The organism is Tabrizicola sp., from assembly GCF_041911175.1.
Classification (GTDB): Bacteria; Pseudomonadota; Alphaproteobacteria; order Rhodobacterales; family Rhodobacteraceae; genus Tabrizicola.
This window is the reverse complement of the sequence record NZ_JAYRPN010000127.1, coordinates 25469-40693: the sequence shown is the minus strand read 5'-3', so window position 1 is coordinate 40693 and position 15225 is coordinate 25469. Positions and strand designations below refer to the sequence as shown.

The window sequence follows — 15225 nt, the reverse complement described above, 5'->3', positions numbered from 1 at the left end:
CGGTTTCGTTCCACTACGCTAAGGTTCGATCACTTTCACTTCGGGGGCACCCTTGCTGAAACCGAAAGCCGAAGCTTCGCGTCAGGAACCCGTGACCGGCCTGCTGTCCGAACCCCGGCGGCGGCGGATTCTGGACTGGATCCAGGAGGAAGGCAGCGCGCGGGTGCGTGAGCTGGCGGTGGCCTTCCAGGTCAGCGAGGCGACGATCCGGCAGGATCTGGAGCGGCTGGAGAGCGAAGGACAGATCACCCGCGAACATGGCGGGGCCTTCCTGAACACGGTGCCTTCGCAGGTCGGCACGATGGTGCTGCACCATCAGGACAATATGGAGCAGAAGCGCCGGATCGGGGCGATGGCGGCGGACCTGGTGAAGGATGGCGAGACGATCATCCTGGATGCCGGGACCACGACGACGGAAATCGCGCTGCGGCTGGTCTCGCGGAAGAACCTGACGGTGATCACCAACGCGCTGAACATCGCGATCATCCTGGGCGCGGTGCCGGGGAATGCGGTGCATATGCCGGGAGGCCAGTTCAAGGCGCCGACCCTGTCGCTGTCGGGCGACAAGTCGGTGGACTACTTCCGCAACATCTTCGCCGCCAAGCTGTTCCTTGCGACCGCCGGCGTCGCGCTGGATGCGGGGCTGACCTATCCCTCCTTCGCCGACCTGCAGCTGAAGGAAGCGATGATCAAGGCGGCGTCGCGCGTCTACCTCGTGGCGGATTCGACCAAGATCAACAAGTCGAGCTTCACGCGCCTTGGCTCGCTGGAGATGATCCATGCCTTCGTTACCGACAGCGGGATTTCCGAGGCCGATGCGAATGCCTTCCGGGCGCGCGGGATCGAGATGCTGATCGCCTGAGGGCGCCTTTCACGTCCCGCTCGTCGTCGACTTCGTCGCTCCTCGCTGCGGGCGCTGTGCCGACGAGAAGCCGAAGGCGCACGAGGAGGTGTGTGCGGGAGCGTCAGAGTCCGCCGATGGCAGACGACAGCCGGAAGCTGATCGCCTCGGCGATGTGGGGCTTGCGGACGGTGGGGCTTTCGTCGAGGTCGGCGATGGTGCGGGCGACGCGCAGCACGCGGTGGTAGCCGCGGGCGGAAAGGCCCATGCGTTCGGCGACGCGGGAGATCAGCGCCTTGCCTTCGGCGTCGGGGCTGGCGTGTTCCTCGAGAGCCGCGCCTTCGAGATCGGCGTTGACGCGCAGGTCGGGGGCCTCGGTGAAGCGGGCCGCCTGGCGGTCGCGGGCGGCGGCGACGCGGGCGGCGATAGTGGCCGAGCTTTCGCCCGAGGCGGGCAGGTCGAGGTCGGCGAAGGCGACCGGGGGCACTTCGACGCGGAGGTCGAAGCGGTCCATCAGGGGGCCGGAGATGCGGCCCAGATAGTCCTCGCCACACACGGGCGCACGACCGCAGGCGCGGTTGGGGTCCGACAGGTAGCCGCATTTGCAGGGATTGGCGGCGGCGATGAGGAGGAAGCGGCAGGGATAACGGATATGGGCGTTGGCGCGGGCGACCATGACGGTGCCGGTCTCGATCGGCTGGCGCAGGGTGTCGAGCACGGTGCGGGGACATTCGGGGAATTCGTCGAGGAAGAGGACGCCGTTGTGGGCAAGGGAGATTTCCCCGGGCTTCGCGCCCCGTCCGCCGCCGACGATGGCTGCCATGCTGGCGGTGTGGTGCGGCTCGCGGAAGGGCCGGTCGCGCGAGATGCCGCCTTCGGTCAGGAGGCCCGCGAGGGAGTGGATCATCGAGGTTTCCAGCGCTTCCGGGGCGGAAAGCGGCGGCAGGATGCCGGGCAGCCGGGCGGCGAGCATGGATTTTCCGCTGCCGGGGGTGCCGACCATGAACAGGTGATGCCGCCCGGCGGCGGCGATTTCCAGCGCGCGTTTGGCGCGTTCCTGGCCCTTCACCTCGCGGAAGTCGCGCGGGCTGGCTTCGCGGACCACTTCGCCCGCTTCGGCGGGGGTCAGCGGGCTGCGGCCGGTGTAGTGGTGCAGCACCTCGTCCAGCGAGGCGGCGGCGAGCACCTGCGTCGCGCCGACCCAGGCGGCCTCGGCCCCGCAGGCTTTCGGGCAGAGGAGCGCGCGGTCCTCGACGGCGGCGGCCATCGCGGCGGGCAGCGCACCGGCGACGGGCACGAGGCGGCCGTCGAGCGACAGCTCGCCAAGCGCGACGGTGCCTTCGACGTCCTCGCGCGGGATGATCTCCAGCGCGGCGAGGAGAGCGACGGCGATGGGGAGGTCGAAATGCGAGCCTTCCTTGGGCAGGTCGGCGGGCGACAGGTTGACGGTGATCCGCTTGGCTGGCAGCGCGATGGACAGCGCCTGAAGGGCGGCGCGGACCCGTTCCTTGGCCTCGGTCACCGCCTTGTCGGGCAGGCCGACGAGGGTGAAGGAGGGCGAGCCGGGGGAGACGGCGCATTGCACCTCGACCAGGCGGGCCTCGACGCCTTCGAAGGCGACGGTATAGGCGCGGGCGGTCATCCGGCGCGCCCGGAGGTCGGGGCGGTTATTGAATCGAGCGCGTTCCGCGCAAGTCTTTTGTCTCGCGTTTGTGCGTGAAGGACGCACAAACGCTCGGCGTTTGCCTCCGGCGGGGATATTTGCGGACAGAAAATGTGCCGCGTAGTTCTGGACTGGCCCATGCGCCCCACCCGATTCACCTTGGTTAACGGGTAGGGCGAAATGGTTTACGAGTGGTAAAGCGCCATGAACTTCGGCCAGGCCTCGGCGTCGGCCAGGGTCTTGTCGCGGCAGAAGGCGTTGCAGAAGCCGAAGCGGCGACCGAAGAGGTCGAGCGCGTGGGTGACCGGCTTGCCGGAATAGGGGCAGGCGGTGTTCACGGTGTCGTCGCAGGGGGCGGCCTTGGCGGGCAGCGGCACCGGGCCGGGCCAGTCGCGCCGGGGATAGTCGCGCCGGTAGAACTCCTGATCGGCGCCGTCGACCATGCCCATCGCGCGCCAGCGGCGGAAGCTGGGATGGGCGAGATGGGCGTTGACGTAGAGCATCGCCTGCGCGCCGACCGGCAGGTTGTAGGTGGCGATGCGGCTGGCGACGGGGGCGAAGAAGGCATCCGCCGCGGAATAGGCGCCGCAGAGCCAAGGGGCTGTCGAGCGCGTGGTCTCGCGCGCCCAAGACCAGAGGGTTTCGAGGCGGGCGAGGTCTTTCAGCACCTCCTCGGGTGGCTGGCAGTCGGTGTAACTGACGCGCAGATTCATCGGGCAATGGGAGCGCAGGGCGGTGAAGCCCGCGTGCATCTCGGCAGCCAGCACGCGGGCGGTGGCGCGGGCGTGGGGATCGCTGGGCCAGAGGCCCGCATCGGGGTGGCGGGTCGCGAGTTCCTCGGCGATGGCGATGGTTTCGGGGACGACCGCGCCGTCGGGCGTGCGCATCGTGGGGGCAGTGCGGGCGGGGAAGTAGTCCTTCAGCACCGTGGCAAGCTCGTCGGTGTAGAGCCGGGCGGAATGGGAGCGGACGGGTAGGCCGAAGGCGTCGAAGAGGAGCCAGCCGCGCAAGGACCAGCTGGAATAGCCGCGGTCGCCGATCACGAGGTCATAGGTCATGGGTCTTGTCCTTTTCCCGCATCTGACCCCGTGCGGGCGGCAAGGGGAAACGAAGAATTGTGGGCAGGTCCATCACGGACGGTGATTGATCAAAAATACCTTCGGCGGGGCAAGGGTGAGGGTGGTCACGGAGAGATTGTCGATCCGGTGGGCGAAGGCGGCTTCAGGGGAGAGCCGCTCGGCCCGTTGCAGCGCCGCGACGATGGGCCCGAAATGGGCGACGACGATGATGTCGGGGGCGGTGCCCTGCAGGCGGTCGAGGGCGGCCCAGCTGCGGGTGGTCAGGGCATTCCAGCTTTCGCCGCCGGGGGGGGCGATGTCGCCGGGGGTTTCCCAGAAGGCGCGGATGCGGGTGGGATCTTCAGCCTCGATCTCGGCGAAGGCGCGGGTTTCCCACTGGCCGAAATGCATCTCGCGGAGAGCCGGATCATGGGCCAGGCGGGGGCGGGCGCCCAGGGCGTCGGCGGTGGCGATGGCGCGGGAAAGGTCGGAGGAGATCACCGGGGCACCCGTCGGCAGGTGGGCCGCGAGACGCTCAAGCGCGGCGGAATCGGACAGATCGGCGGGAAGGTCGGTCCAGCCGATCATCGCCCTGGCATGGGTGGGCCCGTGGCGGACGAGCCAGAACCGGGTCACGGCAACTGGCCCTTCAGCACCATCGGCAGGCCCGCGATCACCGTGACGACCAAAGCCGACACCGCGGCAAGGCGCTGGTTCAGCCGACCCTGTTCATCGCGGAAGCGGCGGGCGAGCGCGTTCTCGGGAACAATTCCCCAGCCGGTCTCGTTGCTGACGATGACGACCGGGGCCGGGCAGGCGGCGAGGGCAGCAAGGAGCCGTGCGGTTTCGGCGCCAAGGTCGGCCTCGGCAAGGAACTGGTTCGTGAGCCAGAGCGTTGCGCAGTCGACAAGGACGGCCTCGTCGGGCTGCGCCTCGGCCAGGGCGGCGGCGAGGTCGAGCGGGGCCTCGACCGTGGTCCAGGCGGCGCCCCGGTCCTGGCGGTGGCGGGCGATACGGTCGCGCATCTCGTCGTCCCAGGCTTCGGCGGTGGCGATGTAGCGCCGGGGCCGGGCGGAGGCGGTGACGAGAGCTTCGGCGAAGGCGGACTTGCCGGACCGGGCGCCGCCGACGACGAGGGCAAGGGGCGGAAGTGATCCGGTCACGGGCGGGCCTCGTAGAAGCAAGAGCGGCAGGCGTTGCCGCCGAAGCGGGAAGATCTGGAGGTGGTCATGGCACTGGACGGATATATCGGCCCGAACGTCGCGAGCCAAGCGCGGAAGGCAGAACTGCTGGATGCCGAGACCGAAGCCCGGCTGGCGCGGGCCTGGCGCGATGCCCGCGACGAACGGGCGCTGCACCGGCTGATCACGGCCTACATGCGGCTGGCGATCAGCATGGCCGCCCGCTTCCGCCGCTATGGCGCGCCGATGAACGACCTGATCCAGGAGGCCAGTCTCGGGCTGATGAAGGCCGCCGACAAGTTCGATCCCGACCGGGGCGTGCGGTTTTCCACCTATGCGGTCTGGTGGATCAAGGCGGGCATCCAGGACTATGTGATGCGCAACTGGTCGATGGTGCGGACGGGGTCGACCTCCAGCCAAAAGTCGTTGTTCTTCAACCTGCGCCGGGTGCAGGCGAAGCTGGAGCGCGAGGCGGCTGAACGCGGCGAACCCCTGGACCAGACCAGGCTGCGCCAGCGGGTCGCCGAGGAACTGGGGGTTCCTCTGGCCGATGTCGAGATGATGGAGGGACGGCTTTCGGGCTCGGACTATTCGCTGAACGCGATGCAGGGCGCGGCCGAGGATGGCCACGAATGGATCGACGCGCTGGAGGACGAAAGCGTCCAGGCGGCCGAGGCAGTGGCGGGCGCGCATGACGCGGACCTGCTGCGCAGTTGGCTGGCGCAGGCGCTTCTGGGCTTGAACCCGCGTGAACGCTACATCGTGGCCGAGCGCAAGCTGAAGCACGAGGGGCGGACGCTGGAAAGCCTCGGCGCAGAGCTGGGCCTGTCGAAAGAGCGGGTGCGCCAGCTGGAAGCGGCGGCCTTCGCCAAGATGCGCCGGTCGCTGGAAGGTCAGTCGCGCGAGCTGCACCATTTCCTTGCCTGATCTCCGGGTTCGGACGACTTTCGAATCGAGCGCTGACGCGCAAGCCTTTCAGGTCGCCTGCGCGCCGTCGCGGTTGGCTCCGCAGTGCGCGCCGCGCGGGGATATTTGGGCCAGTATGAAAGCCGGTGCGGGGTGTTGAGTTTGCCCCCGGCGGACCCTACACCTGACGGCAGGCCTTGACGGAGGACCTGCCGATGCTGGCGGACAAGCGCATTCTTCTGATCATCGGCGGCGGCATCGCGGCCTACAAGGCGCTGGACCTGATCCGGCGTCTGCGCGAGCGCGGAGCCTCGGTTCGGGCGGTGATGACGGCGGCGGCGCAGCAGTTCGTCACGCCGCTGTCGGTGGGGGCGCTGACGGCGGATCATGTCTTCACCGATCTGTTCGACCGGCAGGACGAGCAGGACGTGGGCCATATCCGGCTCGCGCGCGAGGCCGACCTGATCGTGGTGGCCCCGGCGACGGCGGACCTGATGGCGAAGCTGGCGCAGGGGTTGGCGGGCGATCTGGCCAGTGCGGTCCTCTTGGCGACCGACAAGCCGGTGCTGATGGCCCCGGCGATGAACCCGCGGATGTGGGCGCATCCGGCGACCCGGCGCAACCAGGCGCAGCTTCTGGCGGACGGGGTTCGGTTCGTCGGGCCGGGTCGCGGCGAGATGGCGGAAAGCGGCGAGGCGGGCGAGGGGCGCATGGCCGAACCGCTGGAGATCGTCGCGGCTGTCGAGGCGGCTCTTGGCAAGGGTCTCCTTGCAGGCAGGCATGTGCTGGTGACGTCAGGCCCGACCCATGAACCCATTGATCCCGTGCGCTATATCGCCAACCGCTCTTCCGGTGCGCAGGGCACGGCGCTGGCCGCCGCGCTGCGCGATCTGGGGGCAAAGGTGACCTTCGTGACCGGCCCGGCGACCGTTCCGCCCCCAGCCGGCGTGACGGTGGTCCGGGTGGAAACTGCGCGCGAGATGGCTTTGGCGGTGGAGGCGGCGCTCCCTGCGGATGCGGCGGTGATGGCGGCGGCGGTGGCGGATTGGCGGGTGGCCAATGCGAGCGGCCAGAAGCTGAAGAAGGATGGCTCCGGCAAGGCCCCGGCGCTGGACTTCGCCGAGAACCCGGACATTCTGGCGACCGTCTCGAAGGGGCCGATGCGACCCCGGCTGGTGGTGGGCTTTGCGGCCGAGACGACGGATGTCGTCGCCCATGCCACCGCCAAGCGGGCGCGCAAGGGCTGCGACTGGATCGTGGCGAACGATGTGTCCCCGGCGACGGGGATCATGGGCGGGGCGGAGAATGCGGTCGTGCTGATTTCCGAGGCGGGGGCGGAGGAATGGCCCCGGATGCGCAAGGACGAGGTGGCGCGGAAGCTGGCGGCGCGGATTGCCGAGGCGTTGCGCTAGGGGCTGCTGGCGGAGCCTCCGGCGGGGATATTTGGGCAAAGATGAAAGGGCGGGCGATGGGTCCTGTGGTGCAGGTGCTGTGGGAGGACTGGGCCGACCGGAACCTGCCCTTGCCGGCCTACCAGACGGCGGGGGCGGCGGGGGCGGACCTTTGCGCGAACTTTCCGCCCGAAGGGCGCGAGACGGGGCTGGTGCTGGCGCCGATGCAGCGGGCGATCTGTCCGACGGGGATCCGGGTGGCGATCCCGGAGGGCTATGAGATGCAGGTGCGGCCCCGGTCGGGGCTGGCGTCGAAGCACGGGATCACACTGCCGAACACGCCCGGCACCATCGACAGCGATTATCGCGGGCCGCTCGGGGTGTCGCTGATCAACCTCGGGACCGAACCCTACACGGTGCGGCACGGCGACCGGGTGGCGCAGGCGGTGGTGGCGCCGGTGGTGCAGGCGGGCTTCACGGTGGTGGAAGCGCTGGACGAGACGGCGCGGGGGGCGGGCGGGTTCGGGTCGACCGGTTTCGGGGCGGCGCGGGGCTGAGGATGGGCTGGATGGTCTTCATCAGCAAGTTCGGGATTCTCGCCTTCCCGGTGATCGCGATCCTCGGCTGGCATCGGGGTTGGCCGCGCCGGAAGACCTATGCGCTGATGGCCGGGGCTTGGGGGATCGTCTTCCTAGTCTCGATCTACGGTCCTGCCGGTGACGACGCGGTCGGCTGGCGCAACTTCTGGATCATCTTCGCGCTGATCGGGGGGGCTGCCATCCTCTATGGCGAGGCGGTGCGGTTCCTGCGGCGGCGGAAGGTTCCGGTGGAAGCGCCCCCGACGGGAGCCTTCCGCGAGGCGGAGCTGGATCGCTATGCCCGCCACATCATCCTGAGAGAGATCGGGGGGCCGGGGCAGAAGCGACTGAAGGCGGCGAAGGTGCTGGTCGTGGGGGCGGGGGGGCTGGGGTCTCCGGTCCTGCTGTACCTCGCGGCGGCGGGGGTGGGGGTGATCGGGGTGATCGACGATGATATGGTGGAGGGGTCGAACCTGCAGCGGCAGGTGATCCACAGCGACGGGCGGATCGGGATGCCGAAGGTCTTCTCGGCGGAGGCCGCGATGCGGGCGCTGAACCCGTTCGTCGAGGTCAGGCCCTATCATCGGCGGCTGACCGGGGAGATCGCGGTCGATCTGGTCCGGGACTACGATCTGGTGCTGGACGGGACCGACGATTTCGACACCCGCTATCTGGTCAACCGGGCCTGCGTTGCCGCCGGGGTGCCCTTGATCAGCGGGGCGATCACGCAGTGGGAGGGGCAGGTGTCGCTGTTCGACCCCGCAAGTGGGGGGCCGTGCTATGCCTGCGTCTTCCCGGTGAAGCCTGCCCCCGGTCTGGTGCCGACCTGCGCCGAGGCGGGGGTGGCGGCACCGCTGCCGGGGGTCATCGGCTCCATCATGGCGATGGAGGCGGTCAAGTGGGTCGCCGGGGCGGGGGAGGGGCTGGCGGGGCGGCTCATGATCTTCGACGGGCTTTACATGGAGGCCCGGGTGATCGGGGTGAAGAAACGGGCGGACTGCGAGGTCTGCGGCGGGCGGCAGTGAGCGGTGTCCACGGTGGACAGATTTTTCGGGCATTTGATTTCAATGGCTTGCTTGCGGGCGTTCAGGATTGGTTAACTTTTTGGCATGGTGGGTTGGCACCCGCACTACGGAAGCGGAGTGGTCTTGGACCCTGGAGAGTGAGACTGAGGCTGAAGCGCCGTTCTACCCAAGAGTTCACATGGGCGACTTCATCCGACGGCCTTGAGCGGATGCATCGTATCGGTGCGCTGTAGCGTACCCTACGTTCGAAAGAGAGTCGGGGTGAACCCCGACCTACGGGGTCACGGCGAGGATCTCCGGGGCGAGAAGGTCGGCCAGGTCGAGGAGAATGTCCTCGCGTCCTCGGTCGGCGAGGAGCTGGATGCCGATGGGGTGAGTCTGGATGCGGCCCGTGGTGACGGTCAGGCCGGGGAGGCCCATGAACGGGGGCGCGATCTGGGGCATCTGAGCCTCGATCACTTCGGCGAAAGCCTGCGGCGACGTGGTGTCGTAGTGATCGAGGAAGGGCAGGCGGGCGGAGACCGGGGTCAGGAGGACCGGCCAGTCGGCGAAGAAGCCGCGCCAGAGCCGGGCAAGTCGGGCGCGGGATTGCAGCGCCCTCATGAAGCTTTCCAGCGTCGGCGCGGGGGCGAGTTTCGTCAGTTCGCGGTGGACGAAGCTGGCGTCGGGGTCGGCCTCGCGGGCCACGGCATCGGCGCCGCCGAGGCCGAATTCGGAGAGCCAGAGGGTGAGTTGCAACTCCATCGCCTCGCGGAACGGGGGGAGGGCGGGGGTGCCGATTTCCCAGCCTGCTGCTTCGAGGCTGCGGGCGGCGGCGGTCAGGGCGTCCTGGATCGCCGGGTCGGTGTCGAGGCCGTCGGGAGTGAGGGCGAGGGCGGCGCGCTTGGCATAAGGCGTGGGGATGGCGGGGGTCCACCAGGGGTCGCGCTTGTCGGGCTGCGAGAGCGCGGTGAGGCCGAGGCGCAGGTCGGCGGCGGAGCGGGCGAGGGGGCCAGAGACGGCCATCAACTGCCCGCCGATCAGGCGGTCCCCGGCGGTGGCGTTGAAGGCGGGGACGCGGCCGAGGCCGGGGCGGAGGCCGTGGATGCCGCAGGCATAGGCGGGATAGCGGATCGACCCGGCGATGTCGGTGCCGTGGCCGATGGCGCCGAGGCCTGCGGCGGTGGCGGAGGCCGCGCCGCCGGAGGAGCCGCCTGGAGTGAGGGCGGGGAAGGCGGGGTTCTTCGTTGAGCCGTGCAGCGAGTTGCGGGTGAACCAGCGGAGCGAGAAGGCGGGCGTGTTGGTGCGTCCGACGATCACCGCCCCGGCGCGGCGGAGGTTCGCGACGGGCGGGCTGTCTTCCTGCGCGATCAGGTCCTGCTGGATGCGCAAGCCGTTGGTGGTGGCGAAGCCCGCCTGGTCGATGTTGACCTTGACGGTAACGGGGACACCCGCAAGGGGGCCGGGGTCCTCGCCTTTGGCGATCCGGGTGTCGAGGGCGCGGGCCTCGCTCAGCGCGTCTTCGTCGCGACGCTGGACGATGGCATTGAGGCCGGGGTTCAGCCGGTCGATCCGGGCGAGGGTGGCGCGGGTTGCCTCCTCTGCCGAAAGCTGACGGGCGCGGATCATGGCGGCAAGGGCAGCGGCGGTGAGGGTTGCGGGGTCCATCGGAGGCTCCTTTGCCGGGAGGGTGGACCGGAATCGGGGCGCGGGGAAGGGGTCAGGTCGCGCCAGGCCCGGGGGAAAGCGCAAGGTGCCTCCGCCGGGAGTACTTGCACAGGTGCAAGGCGCAGGGTGGTGGCATCACCCTGCCGGGGCGGGAGGGGATTTCGCCTGGCTTGTCAGCCCATCCGGTAGCTTGACGCGGTGACGCCGCCGAAGAGGTCGGTGTCGTGGTAGACCATTTGGGCCGGTTCGCCCTCTGCCGCACCAAGCGCCGCGAAGAGTGGGACGAAATGGTCTTCCTGCGCGTGGCACACTCGGGCGTAGGGGGCGTCTTCCCAGTGGATCAGCCGGTTCGTGCGGTCGGCGGGCGCGGCGGCCATCGTCTCGGCGAGCCAGGCGTCGAACGCCTCGGACGGGACTTTCGCTTGCGGCCCGAAGAGGCGGAGGTTGTGGTAGGAGAGGCCAGAGCCGACGATCAGCACGCCCTCATCGCGCAGGGGGGCGAGGGCGCGGCCAAGGGCGAAGTGCTCGGCGGGGCTGTAGCCCTTGCGAAGCGAGACCTGGAAGACCGGGACGGATGCGTCGGGATACATGACATAGGCCGGGACGAAGCAGCCGTGGTCGAAGCCCTGGTTGGGGTCGAGCCGGACGGGGAGGCCTGCCGCCGCGATCAGGTCGGCGGCTTTTCGGGCGAGGTCGGGGGCGCCCGGGGCAGGGTATTTGATCTGGAAGGTATGGGCCGGGAAGCCGTGGTAGTCATAGACCATCGGCGGGTTCGCACTGGTCATGACGGCGAAGCTGTCGTCCTCCCAATGGCCGGAGATCATCAGGATCGCCTTCGGGCGTTCGGGCAGGTCCTTGACCATCTGGGTGAAGCTGGCTTCGAGGTTGGCGAACATCGCGCGCCAGTCGGGCATCCAGGGCCAGGGACCGCCGCCGTGGCTGATGAAATAGGTGGGCATGCGGGTCATCGGGGCCTCCCTTGTTGCGATGAAGGTGAGGGAGGTGACGGGTTCGCGCAACTCTGCATTCGGCGGGCCGTCGGTGCGGGGGTGCACAGGGCGGGGCCGGGTTGCAAGCGGGGCGGCCTGTCGGCATAGTCGGGCAAAACCAACGGGAGCCTGACCGATGAAACTGACCGCTGCCGCCCTTCTGGGCCTTGCCACGCTTGCCGCGCCCGCCCTGGCGCAGGACCTGCCCGACCTCGCGGGCAAGGAAGTCGTGGTCGTGACCGAAAACGCCTATCCGCCGCTGCAGTTCCTGGACAAGTCCGGCGCGGCGGTGGGCTGGGAATATGACGCGATGGCGGAAATCGCCAAGCGGCTGAACATGGTGGTGAAATACGAGAACACCAGCTGGGACGCGATGATCCCGGCGGTGTCGGAGGGCCAGTACGACATCGGGATGACCGGCATCACCATCAAGGACGAGCGCAAGGAAAAGGTCGATTTCTCCGATCCCTACATGCGGTCCGAGATGCTGATGATCGTGCGCGGGGATGAGAGCCGGTTCACCGATGCCGCGTCGTTTGCGGCGATCCCGGAACTGCTGATCTCGGCCCAGCCGGGGACCTCGCCCTTCTATGCGGCGGTCTACAACATCCTGGACGGCAACGAGGAAAACCCCCGGATCATCAAGTTCGAGACCTTCGGCGCGGGGCTCGAGGCGCTGAAGGCGGGCGACGTGGACCTGACGCTGTCGGATTCGACGGCGGCGAACGGCTATGTCGCGGCCTCGAACGGCGGGTTGAAGATCGTGGGCGAGCCGCTGGCCTCGGAGGATTTCGGCTTCATCTTCCCGAAAGGGTCCGAGCTGGTGGCACCGGTCAATGCGGCGATTGCCAGCATGAAGGCGGACGGCACGCTGGATGCGCTGAACCAGAAGTGGTTCGTCGACTACAAGATGGGCGAGTGAAAGGCCGCCCCCGGGGTCTGATCCGGGGGCACCCTGATGACCCCCAACGCCGAACCCGAGAAGGACTTTCCCTGGTGGCTGGTGATCCTTGCGGTCACCGGCCTCTGGCTTCTGTACGAGATGCTGTCGGACGAGGTCTATGCCGGGGCGCTCAGGGTGCTGTCGAAGGGGCTGGCGGTCACGCTTCTGGTGGCGGTGGTGGCCTATCTGGGGGCCTGCGCCATCGGGCTGGGGCTGGCGGTGATGGGGATGTCGAAGCGCATCGTCCTGCGGCAGGCGGCGCGGCTTTACATCGAGGTGATGCGGGGCGTGCCGATCATCGTGCTGCTTCTGTATGTGGCCTTCGTGCTGGTGCCGGCGGTGGTCGCGGCGGTGAACTGGATGGGCGGCGCCGATCTGGTGCGCACGCGGGACGTGCCGCTGCTGTACCGGGCGGTGCTGGCGCTGATGCTGGCCTATTCGGCCTTCCTGGCCGAGATCTTCCGGGCGGGCCTGCAAGCGGTGGACAAGGGCCAGGTCGAGGCGGCGATGGCGCTGGGGCTGAACGGCTGGCAGAGGTTCCGGCATGTTCGATTTCCGCAAGCCTTCCGGCTGATCCTGCCGCCTCTCGGCAACGATTTTGTGGCAATGGTGAAAGACAGCTCGTTGGTGGCGGTGCTGGGGGTTACCGATGTGGCGCAGTTGGCCAAGGTCACGGCGGCGGGGAACTTCCGCTATTTCGAGACCTATAACGTGGCGGCCTTCCTCTATCTGGTGATGACCATCGGCTTGTCGCTCCTCCTTCGCCGGTTCGAGACCCGGATGCGGTCGCGCGGGCGGGACGCTTCGTGAATTGAGCGCTGGCGCGCGAAGACCTTTTGTCTCGTCGTCGGGCTTCGCCTCCTCCTCGGTCGCTTGGGGGTTTTCCACCCCCAAACCCCCGGAGGATATTTGGGCAAATGTGAAAGAGCATGGGTGGACCTTCGGAAAGGGCGCGCCTAGCTTTCCGGGCAAAGGAGATTTCCGATGAGCGTGCTTCTGGACAAGTGGGATACGCCGTTCGGCCTGCCGCCCTTCGCCCGCATCCGGGACGAGGATTTCGGGCCCGCCTTCGATGAAGCGCTGGTGCGCGCCCGGGCGGCGATCCAGGCGATTGCCGAGGGCCCGGGGGCATCGTTCCCGGAGGTGATCGAGGCGCTGGAACTGGCGGAGGGCGATCTCGACCGGGTGTCGGGGGTGTTCTACAATCTGGCGGGGGCCGACAGCACGGACGCGCGCGAGGCGCTGATGCGGGATCTGGCGCCGAAGATGTCGGCCTTTTCCAGCGAAGTGACCAACAACAAGGCGCTTTGGTCGAAGATCGAGGCTTTGTGGCAGGGGCGCGAGGGGTTGGGACTGACCCCGGAACAGGCCCGCGTGCTGGAGCTTTACCGGCAGATGTTTGTCCGCTCCGGCGCGGCGCTGGAGGGGGCGGAGGCCGAGCGCCTGACCGCCGTCAAGGCGCGGCTGGCGGTTCTTGGCACGCAGTTCGGGCAGAACCTGCTGGCGGACGAGCGGACCTGGGTCATGGAATTATCCGAGGCCGATCTGGCGGCGCTGCCGGGCTTCGTGCAGGATGCAGCGCGCGGGGCGGGAGCGGAAAAGGGGCTGGGACCGGTGGTCACGCTGAACCGCTCGCTCATCGTGCCGGTCCTGCAATTCTCGCCGAACCGGGTCTTGCGCGAGAAGGCCTATGAGGCCTGGGTCGCGCGCGGGGCCAATGGCGGGGCGACCGACAACCGGGCGATTGCGGCGGAAATCCTTGCGCTGCGGGCGGAGCGGGCGCATCTCCTGGGCTACGCGGATTTCGCCGCCTTCAAGCTGGAACCCGAGATGGCGAAGATGCCGCAGGCGGTGCGCGACCTGTTGATGCGGGTCTGGCAACCGGCGCGGGCCAAGGCGGTGGCGGACGGGGCGGTGCTGGAGGCCATGCTGAAGGCGGACGGGTTCACTGGCCCGCTGGAGCCCTGGGACTGGCGCTATTACAGCGAGAAGCGGCGCAAGGCCGAGCACGACCTGGATGAGGCGGCGCTGAAGCCCTACCTGTCGCTTGACGCCATGCTGGGCGCGATGTTCGACTGTGCGACGCGGCTTTTCCATCTGGAGTTCCGCGAGATCGACGGGCCGTTCTATCACCCCGACGTGCGGGGCTGGGAGGTGACGCGGGGCGGCGCCCATGTTGCGGTCTTTCTTGGCGACTATTTCGCGCGCGGGTCCAAACGGTCGGGCGCCTGGTGTTCGGCGATCCGGGGGCAGCGGAAGCTCGGCGGCGAGCAGCGGCCCGTGGTCGTCAACGTCTGCAACTTCGCCAAGGGCGACCCGTGCCTCTTGTCCTATGACGATGCGCGGACGCTGTTCCACGAATTCGGCCATGCGCTGCACCAGATGCTGTCGGATGTGACCTACGGCTTCATCAGCGGCACATCGGTCGCGCGGGACTTCGTGGAACTGCCGAGCCAGCTTTACGAACACTGGCTGGAGGTGCCCGAAGTGCTGGAGGCGCATGCGAAACATTTCCAGACCGGAGAGCCGATGCCCGCCGACATGTTGCAGCGGCTGCTGGATGCGGGGACCTATGACCAGGGCTTCGCCACGGTGGAATTCGTGGCCAGCGCGATGGTCGACCTGGAGTTCCACACCGGCGCCCCTCCTGCCGACCCGATGCAGAAGCAGGCGGAGGTGCTGGAAACCCTGGGGATGCCCCGCGCGATCCGGATGCGCCACGCCACCCCGCATTTCGCGCATGTGTTCAGCGGCGACGGCTATTCCAGCGGCTATTACAGCTATATGTGGTCGGAAGTGATGGATGCCGATGCCTTCGCGGCCTTCGAGGAGACCGGGGATGCCTTCGACCCGGCAACCGCCGCCCGGCTGGAGGAGTTCATCCTGTCGGCGGGCGGGTCCGAGGATGCCGAGGCGCTGTATCTGAAGTTCCGGGGCCGGATGCCGGGGGTGGAACCGCTTCTGAAGGGGCGGGGTTTGCTGGAACCGGCGTGATCCCGTGGA

At 68.5% G+C, this 15225-nt stretch carries 14 protein-coding genes; 8 read left to right on the top strand and 6 right to left on the bottom strand.

Annotated elements, in window-relative coordinates; all coding sequences use genetic code 11:
* The first annotated feature begins 52 nt into the window (after nucleotides 1–52).
* A complete protein-coding gene (locus ACE3P6_RS17525) occupies nucleotides 53–862 on the top strand; it encodes a DeoR/GlpR family DNA-binding transcription regulator (RefSeq protein WP_374397638.1) in 810 nt (269 codons plus the stop codon).
* A 103-nt stretch (nucleotides 863–965) separates the two neighbouring features.
* Here ACE3P6_RS17525 and ACE3P6_RS17520 read toward each other — a convergent pair whose 3' ends face one another.
* The 4 genes from ACE3P6_RS17520 to cobU all read right to left on the bottom strand — a co-directional run bounded on the left by ACE3P6_RS17520 (nucleotide 966) and on the right by cobU (nucleotide 4725).
* Nucleotides 966–2483, bottom strand: a complete 1518-nt coding sequence (locus tag ACE3P6_RS17520) for a YifB family Mg chelatase-like AAA ATPase (protein ID WP_374397636.1) — start codon at nucleotides 2481–2483, stop codon at nucleotides 966–968.
* Nucleotides 2484–2689: 206 nt separating this feature from the next.
* On the bottom strand, nucleotides 2690–3562 hold the full coding sequence (locus tag ACE3P6_RS17515; RefSeq protein ID WP_374397634.1) for a glutathione S-transferase: 873 nt from the start codon (nucleotides 3560–3562) through the stop codon (nucleotides 2690–2692).
* A gap of 72 nt (nucleotides 3563–3634) precedes the next feature.
* Nucleotides 3635–4198, bottom strand: a complete 564-nt coding sequence (locus tag ACE3P6_RS17510; RefSeq protein WP_374397632.1) for a histidine phosphatase family protein — start codon at nucleotides 4196–4198, stop codon at nucleotides 3635–3637.
* A complete protein-coding gene (gene cobU / locus ACE3P6_RS17505; RefSeq protein ID WP_374397630.1) occupies nucleotides 4195–4725 on the bottom strand; it encodes a bifunctional adenosylcobinamide kinase/adenosylcobinamide-phosphate guanylyltransferase in 531 nt (176 codons plus the stop codon). Before cobU ends, ACE3P6_RS17510 begins: the two co-directional genes overlap by 4 nt.
* Nucleotides 4726–4791: 66 nt before the next feature.
* Here cobU and ACE3P6_RS17500 point away from each other — a divergent pair, with 66 nt between their 5' ends.
* The 4 genes from ACE3P6_RS17500 to ACE3P6_RS17485 all read left to right on the top strand — a co-directional run bounded on the left by ACE3P6_RS17500 (nucleotide 4792) and on the right by ACE3P6_RS17485 (nucleotide 8643).
* A complete protein-coding gene (locus ACE3P6_RS17500) occupies nucleotides 4792–5670 on the top strand; it encodes an RNA polymerase factor sigma-32 (RefSeq protein WP_374397628.1) in 879 nt (292 codons plus the stop codon).
* A 194-nt stretch (nucleotides 5671–5864) separates the two neighbouring features.
* Entirely contained in the window at nucleotides 5865–7061 is a 1197-nt protein-coding gene (gene coaBC, locus ACE3P6_RS17495) for a bifunctional phosphopantothenoylcysteine decarboxylase/phosphopantothenate--cysteine ligase CoaBC (protein ID WP_374397742.1), read from the top strand.
* A 56-nt stretch (nucleotides 7062–7117) separates the two neighbouring features.
* Nucleotides 7118–7597, top strand: coding sequence for a dUTP diphosphatase (gene dut / locus ACE3P6_RS17490; protein WP_374397626.1), 480 nt, complete (start codon nucleotides 7118–7120; stop codon nucleotides 7595–7597).
* Nucleotides 7598–7608: 11 nt separating this feature from the next.
* Nucleotides 7609–8643 carry a ThiF family adenylyltransferase gene (locus ACE3P6_RS17485; RefSeq protein ID WP_374397625.1) on the top strand — a complete coding sequence of 345 codons (1035 nt, stop codon included), beginning with the start codon at nucleotides 7609–7611 and terminating at the stop codon, nucleotides 8641–8643.
* A 273-nt stretch (nucleotides 8644–8916) separates the two neighbouring features.
* On the opposite strand, the gene ACE3P6_RS17480 is transcribed toward ACE3P6_RS17485, so the two are convergent.
* Together ACE3P6_RS17480 and ACE3P6_RS17475 are read right to left on the bottom strand one after the other, a co-directional pair.
* Nucleotides 8917–10290 carry an amidase family protein gene (locus ACE3P6_RS17480; RefSeq protein WP_374397623.1) on the bottom strand — a complete coding sequence of 458 codons (1374 nt, stop codon included), beginning with the start codon at nucleotides 10288–10290 and terminating at the stop codon, nucleotides 8917–8919.
* Nucleotides 10291–10463: 173 nt separating this feature from the next.
* Nucleotides 10464–11258, bottom strand: a complete 795-nt coding sequence (locus ACE3P6_RS17475) for a class III extradiol ring-cleavage dioxygenase (protein WP_374397621.1) — start codon at nucleotides 11256–11258, stop codon at nucleotides 10464–10466.
* Nucleotides 11259–11415: 157 nt separating this feature from the next.
* On the opposite strand from ACE3P6_RS17475, the gene ACE3P6_RS17470 reads away from it, so the two are divergent.
* From ACE3P6_RS17470 to ACE3P6_RS17460, 3 genes are all read left to right on the top strand, one after another.
* Nucleotides 11416–12201, top strand: coding sequence for a transporter substrate-binding domain-containing protein (locus ACE3P6_RS17470; RefSeq protein WP_374397619.1), 786 nt, complete (start codon nucleotides 11416–11418; stop codon nucleotides 12199–12201).
* 36 nt (nucleotides 12202–12237) lie between these two features.
* Nucleotides 12238–13032 (top strand): amino acid ABC transporter permease, encoded by a 795-nt coding sequence (locus tag ACE3P6_RS17465; protein WP_374397617.1) that lies wholly within the window; start codon nucleotides 12238–12240, stop codon nucleotides 13030–13032.
* Between the two features lie 174 nt (nucleotides 13033–13206).
* Nucleotides 13207–15216 carry a M3 family metallopeptidase gene (locus ACE3P6_RS17460; protein ID WP_374397615.1) on the top strand — a complete coding sequence of 670 codons (2010 nt, stop codon included), beginning with the start codon at nucleotides 13207–13209 and terminating at the stop codon, nucleotides 15214–15216.
* The last annotated feature ends 9 nt before the right edge of the window (nucleotides 15217–15225 follow it).

Excerpts from the sequence above, each read along its gene's own strand:
- ACE3P6_RS17460 (WP_374397615.1), top strand. The coding sequence starts at position 13,207 with ATGAGCGTGCTTCTGGACAAGTGGGATACGCCGTTCGGCCTGCCGCCC.
- ACE3P6_RS17475 (WP_374397621.1), bottom strand. The coding sequence starts at position 11,258 with ATGACCCGCATGCCCACCTATTTCATCAGCCACGGCGGCGGTCCCTGG.
- ACE3P6_RS17465 (WP_374397617.1), top strand. The coding sequence starts at position 12,238 with ATGACCCCCAACGCCGAACCCGAGAAGGACTTTCCCTGGTGGCTGGTG.
- ACE3P6_RS17500 (WP_374397628.1), top strand. The coding sequence starts at position 4,792 with ATGGCACTGGACGGATATATCGGCCCGAACGTCGCGAGCCAAGCGCGG.
- dut (WP_374397626.1), top strand. The coding sequence starts at position 7,118 with ATGGGTCCTGTGGTGCAGGTGCTGTGGGAGGACTGGGCCGACCGGAAC.
- ACE3P6_RS17520 (WP_374397636.1), bottom strand. The coding sequence starts at position 2,483 with ATGACCGCCCGCGCCTATACCGTCGCCTTCGAAGGCGTCGAGGCCCGC.
- ACE3P6_RS17515 (WP_374397634.1), bottom strand. The coding sequence starts at position 3,562 with ATGACCTATGACCTCGTGATCGGCGACCGCGGCTATTCCAGCTGGTCC.
- ACE3P6_RS17485 (WP_374397625.1), top strand. The coding sequence starts at position 7,609 with ATGGTCTTCATCAGCAAGTTCGGGATTCTCGCCTTCCCGGTGATCGCG.
- coaBC (WP_374397742.1), top strand. The coding sequence starts at position 5,865 with ATGCTGGCGGACAAGCGCATTCTTCTGATCATCGGCGGCGGCATCGCG.
- ACE3P6_RS17480 (WP_374397623.1), bottom strand. The coding sequence starts at position 10,290 with ATGGACCCCGCAACCCTCACCGCCGCTGCCCTTGCCGCCATGATCCGC.
- ACE3P6_RS17470 (WP_374397619.1), top strand. The coding sequence starts at position 11,416 with ATGAAACTGACCGCTGCCGCCCTTCTGGGCCTTGCCACGCTTGCCGCG.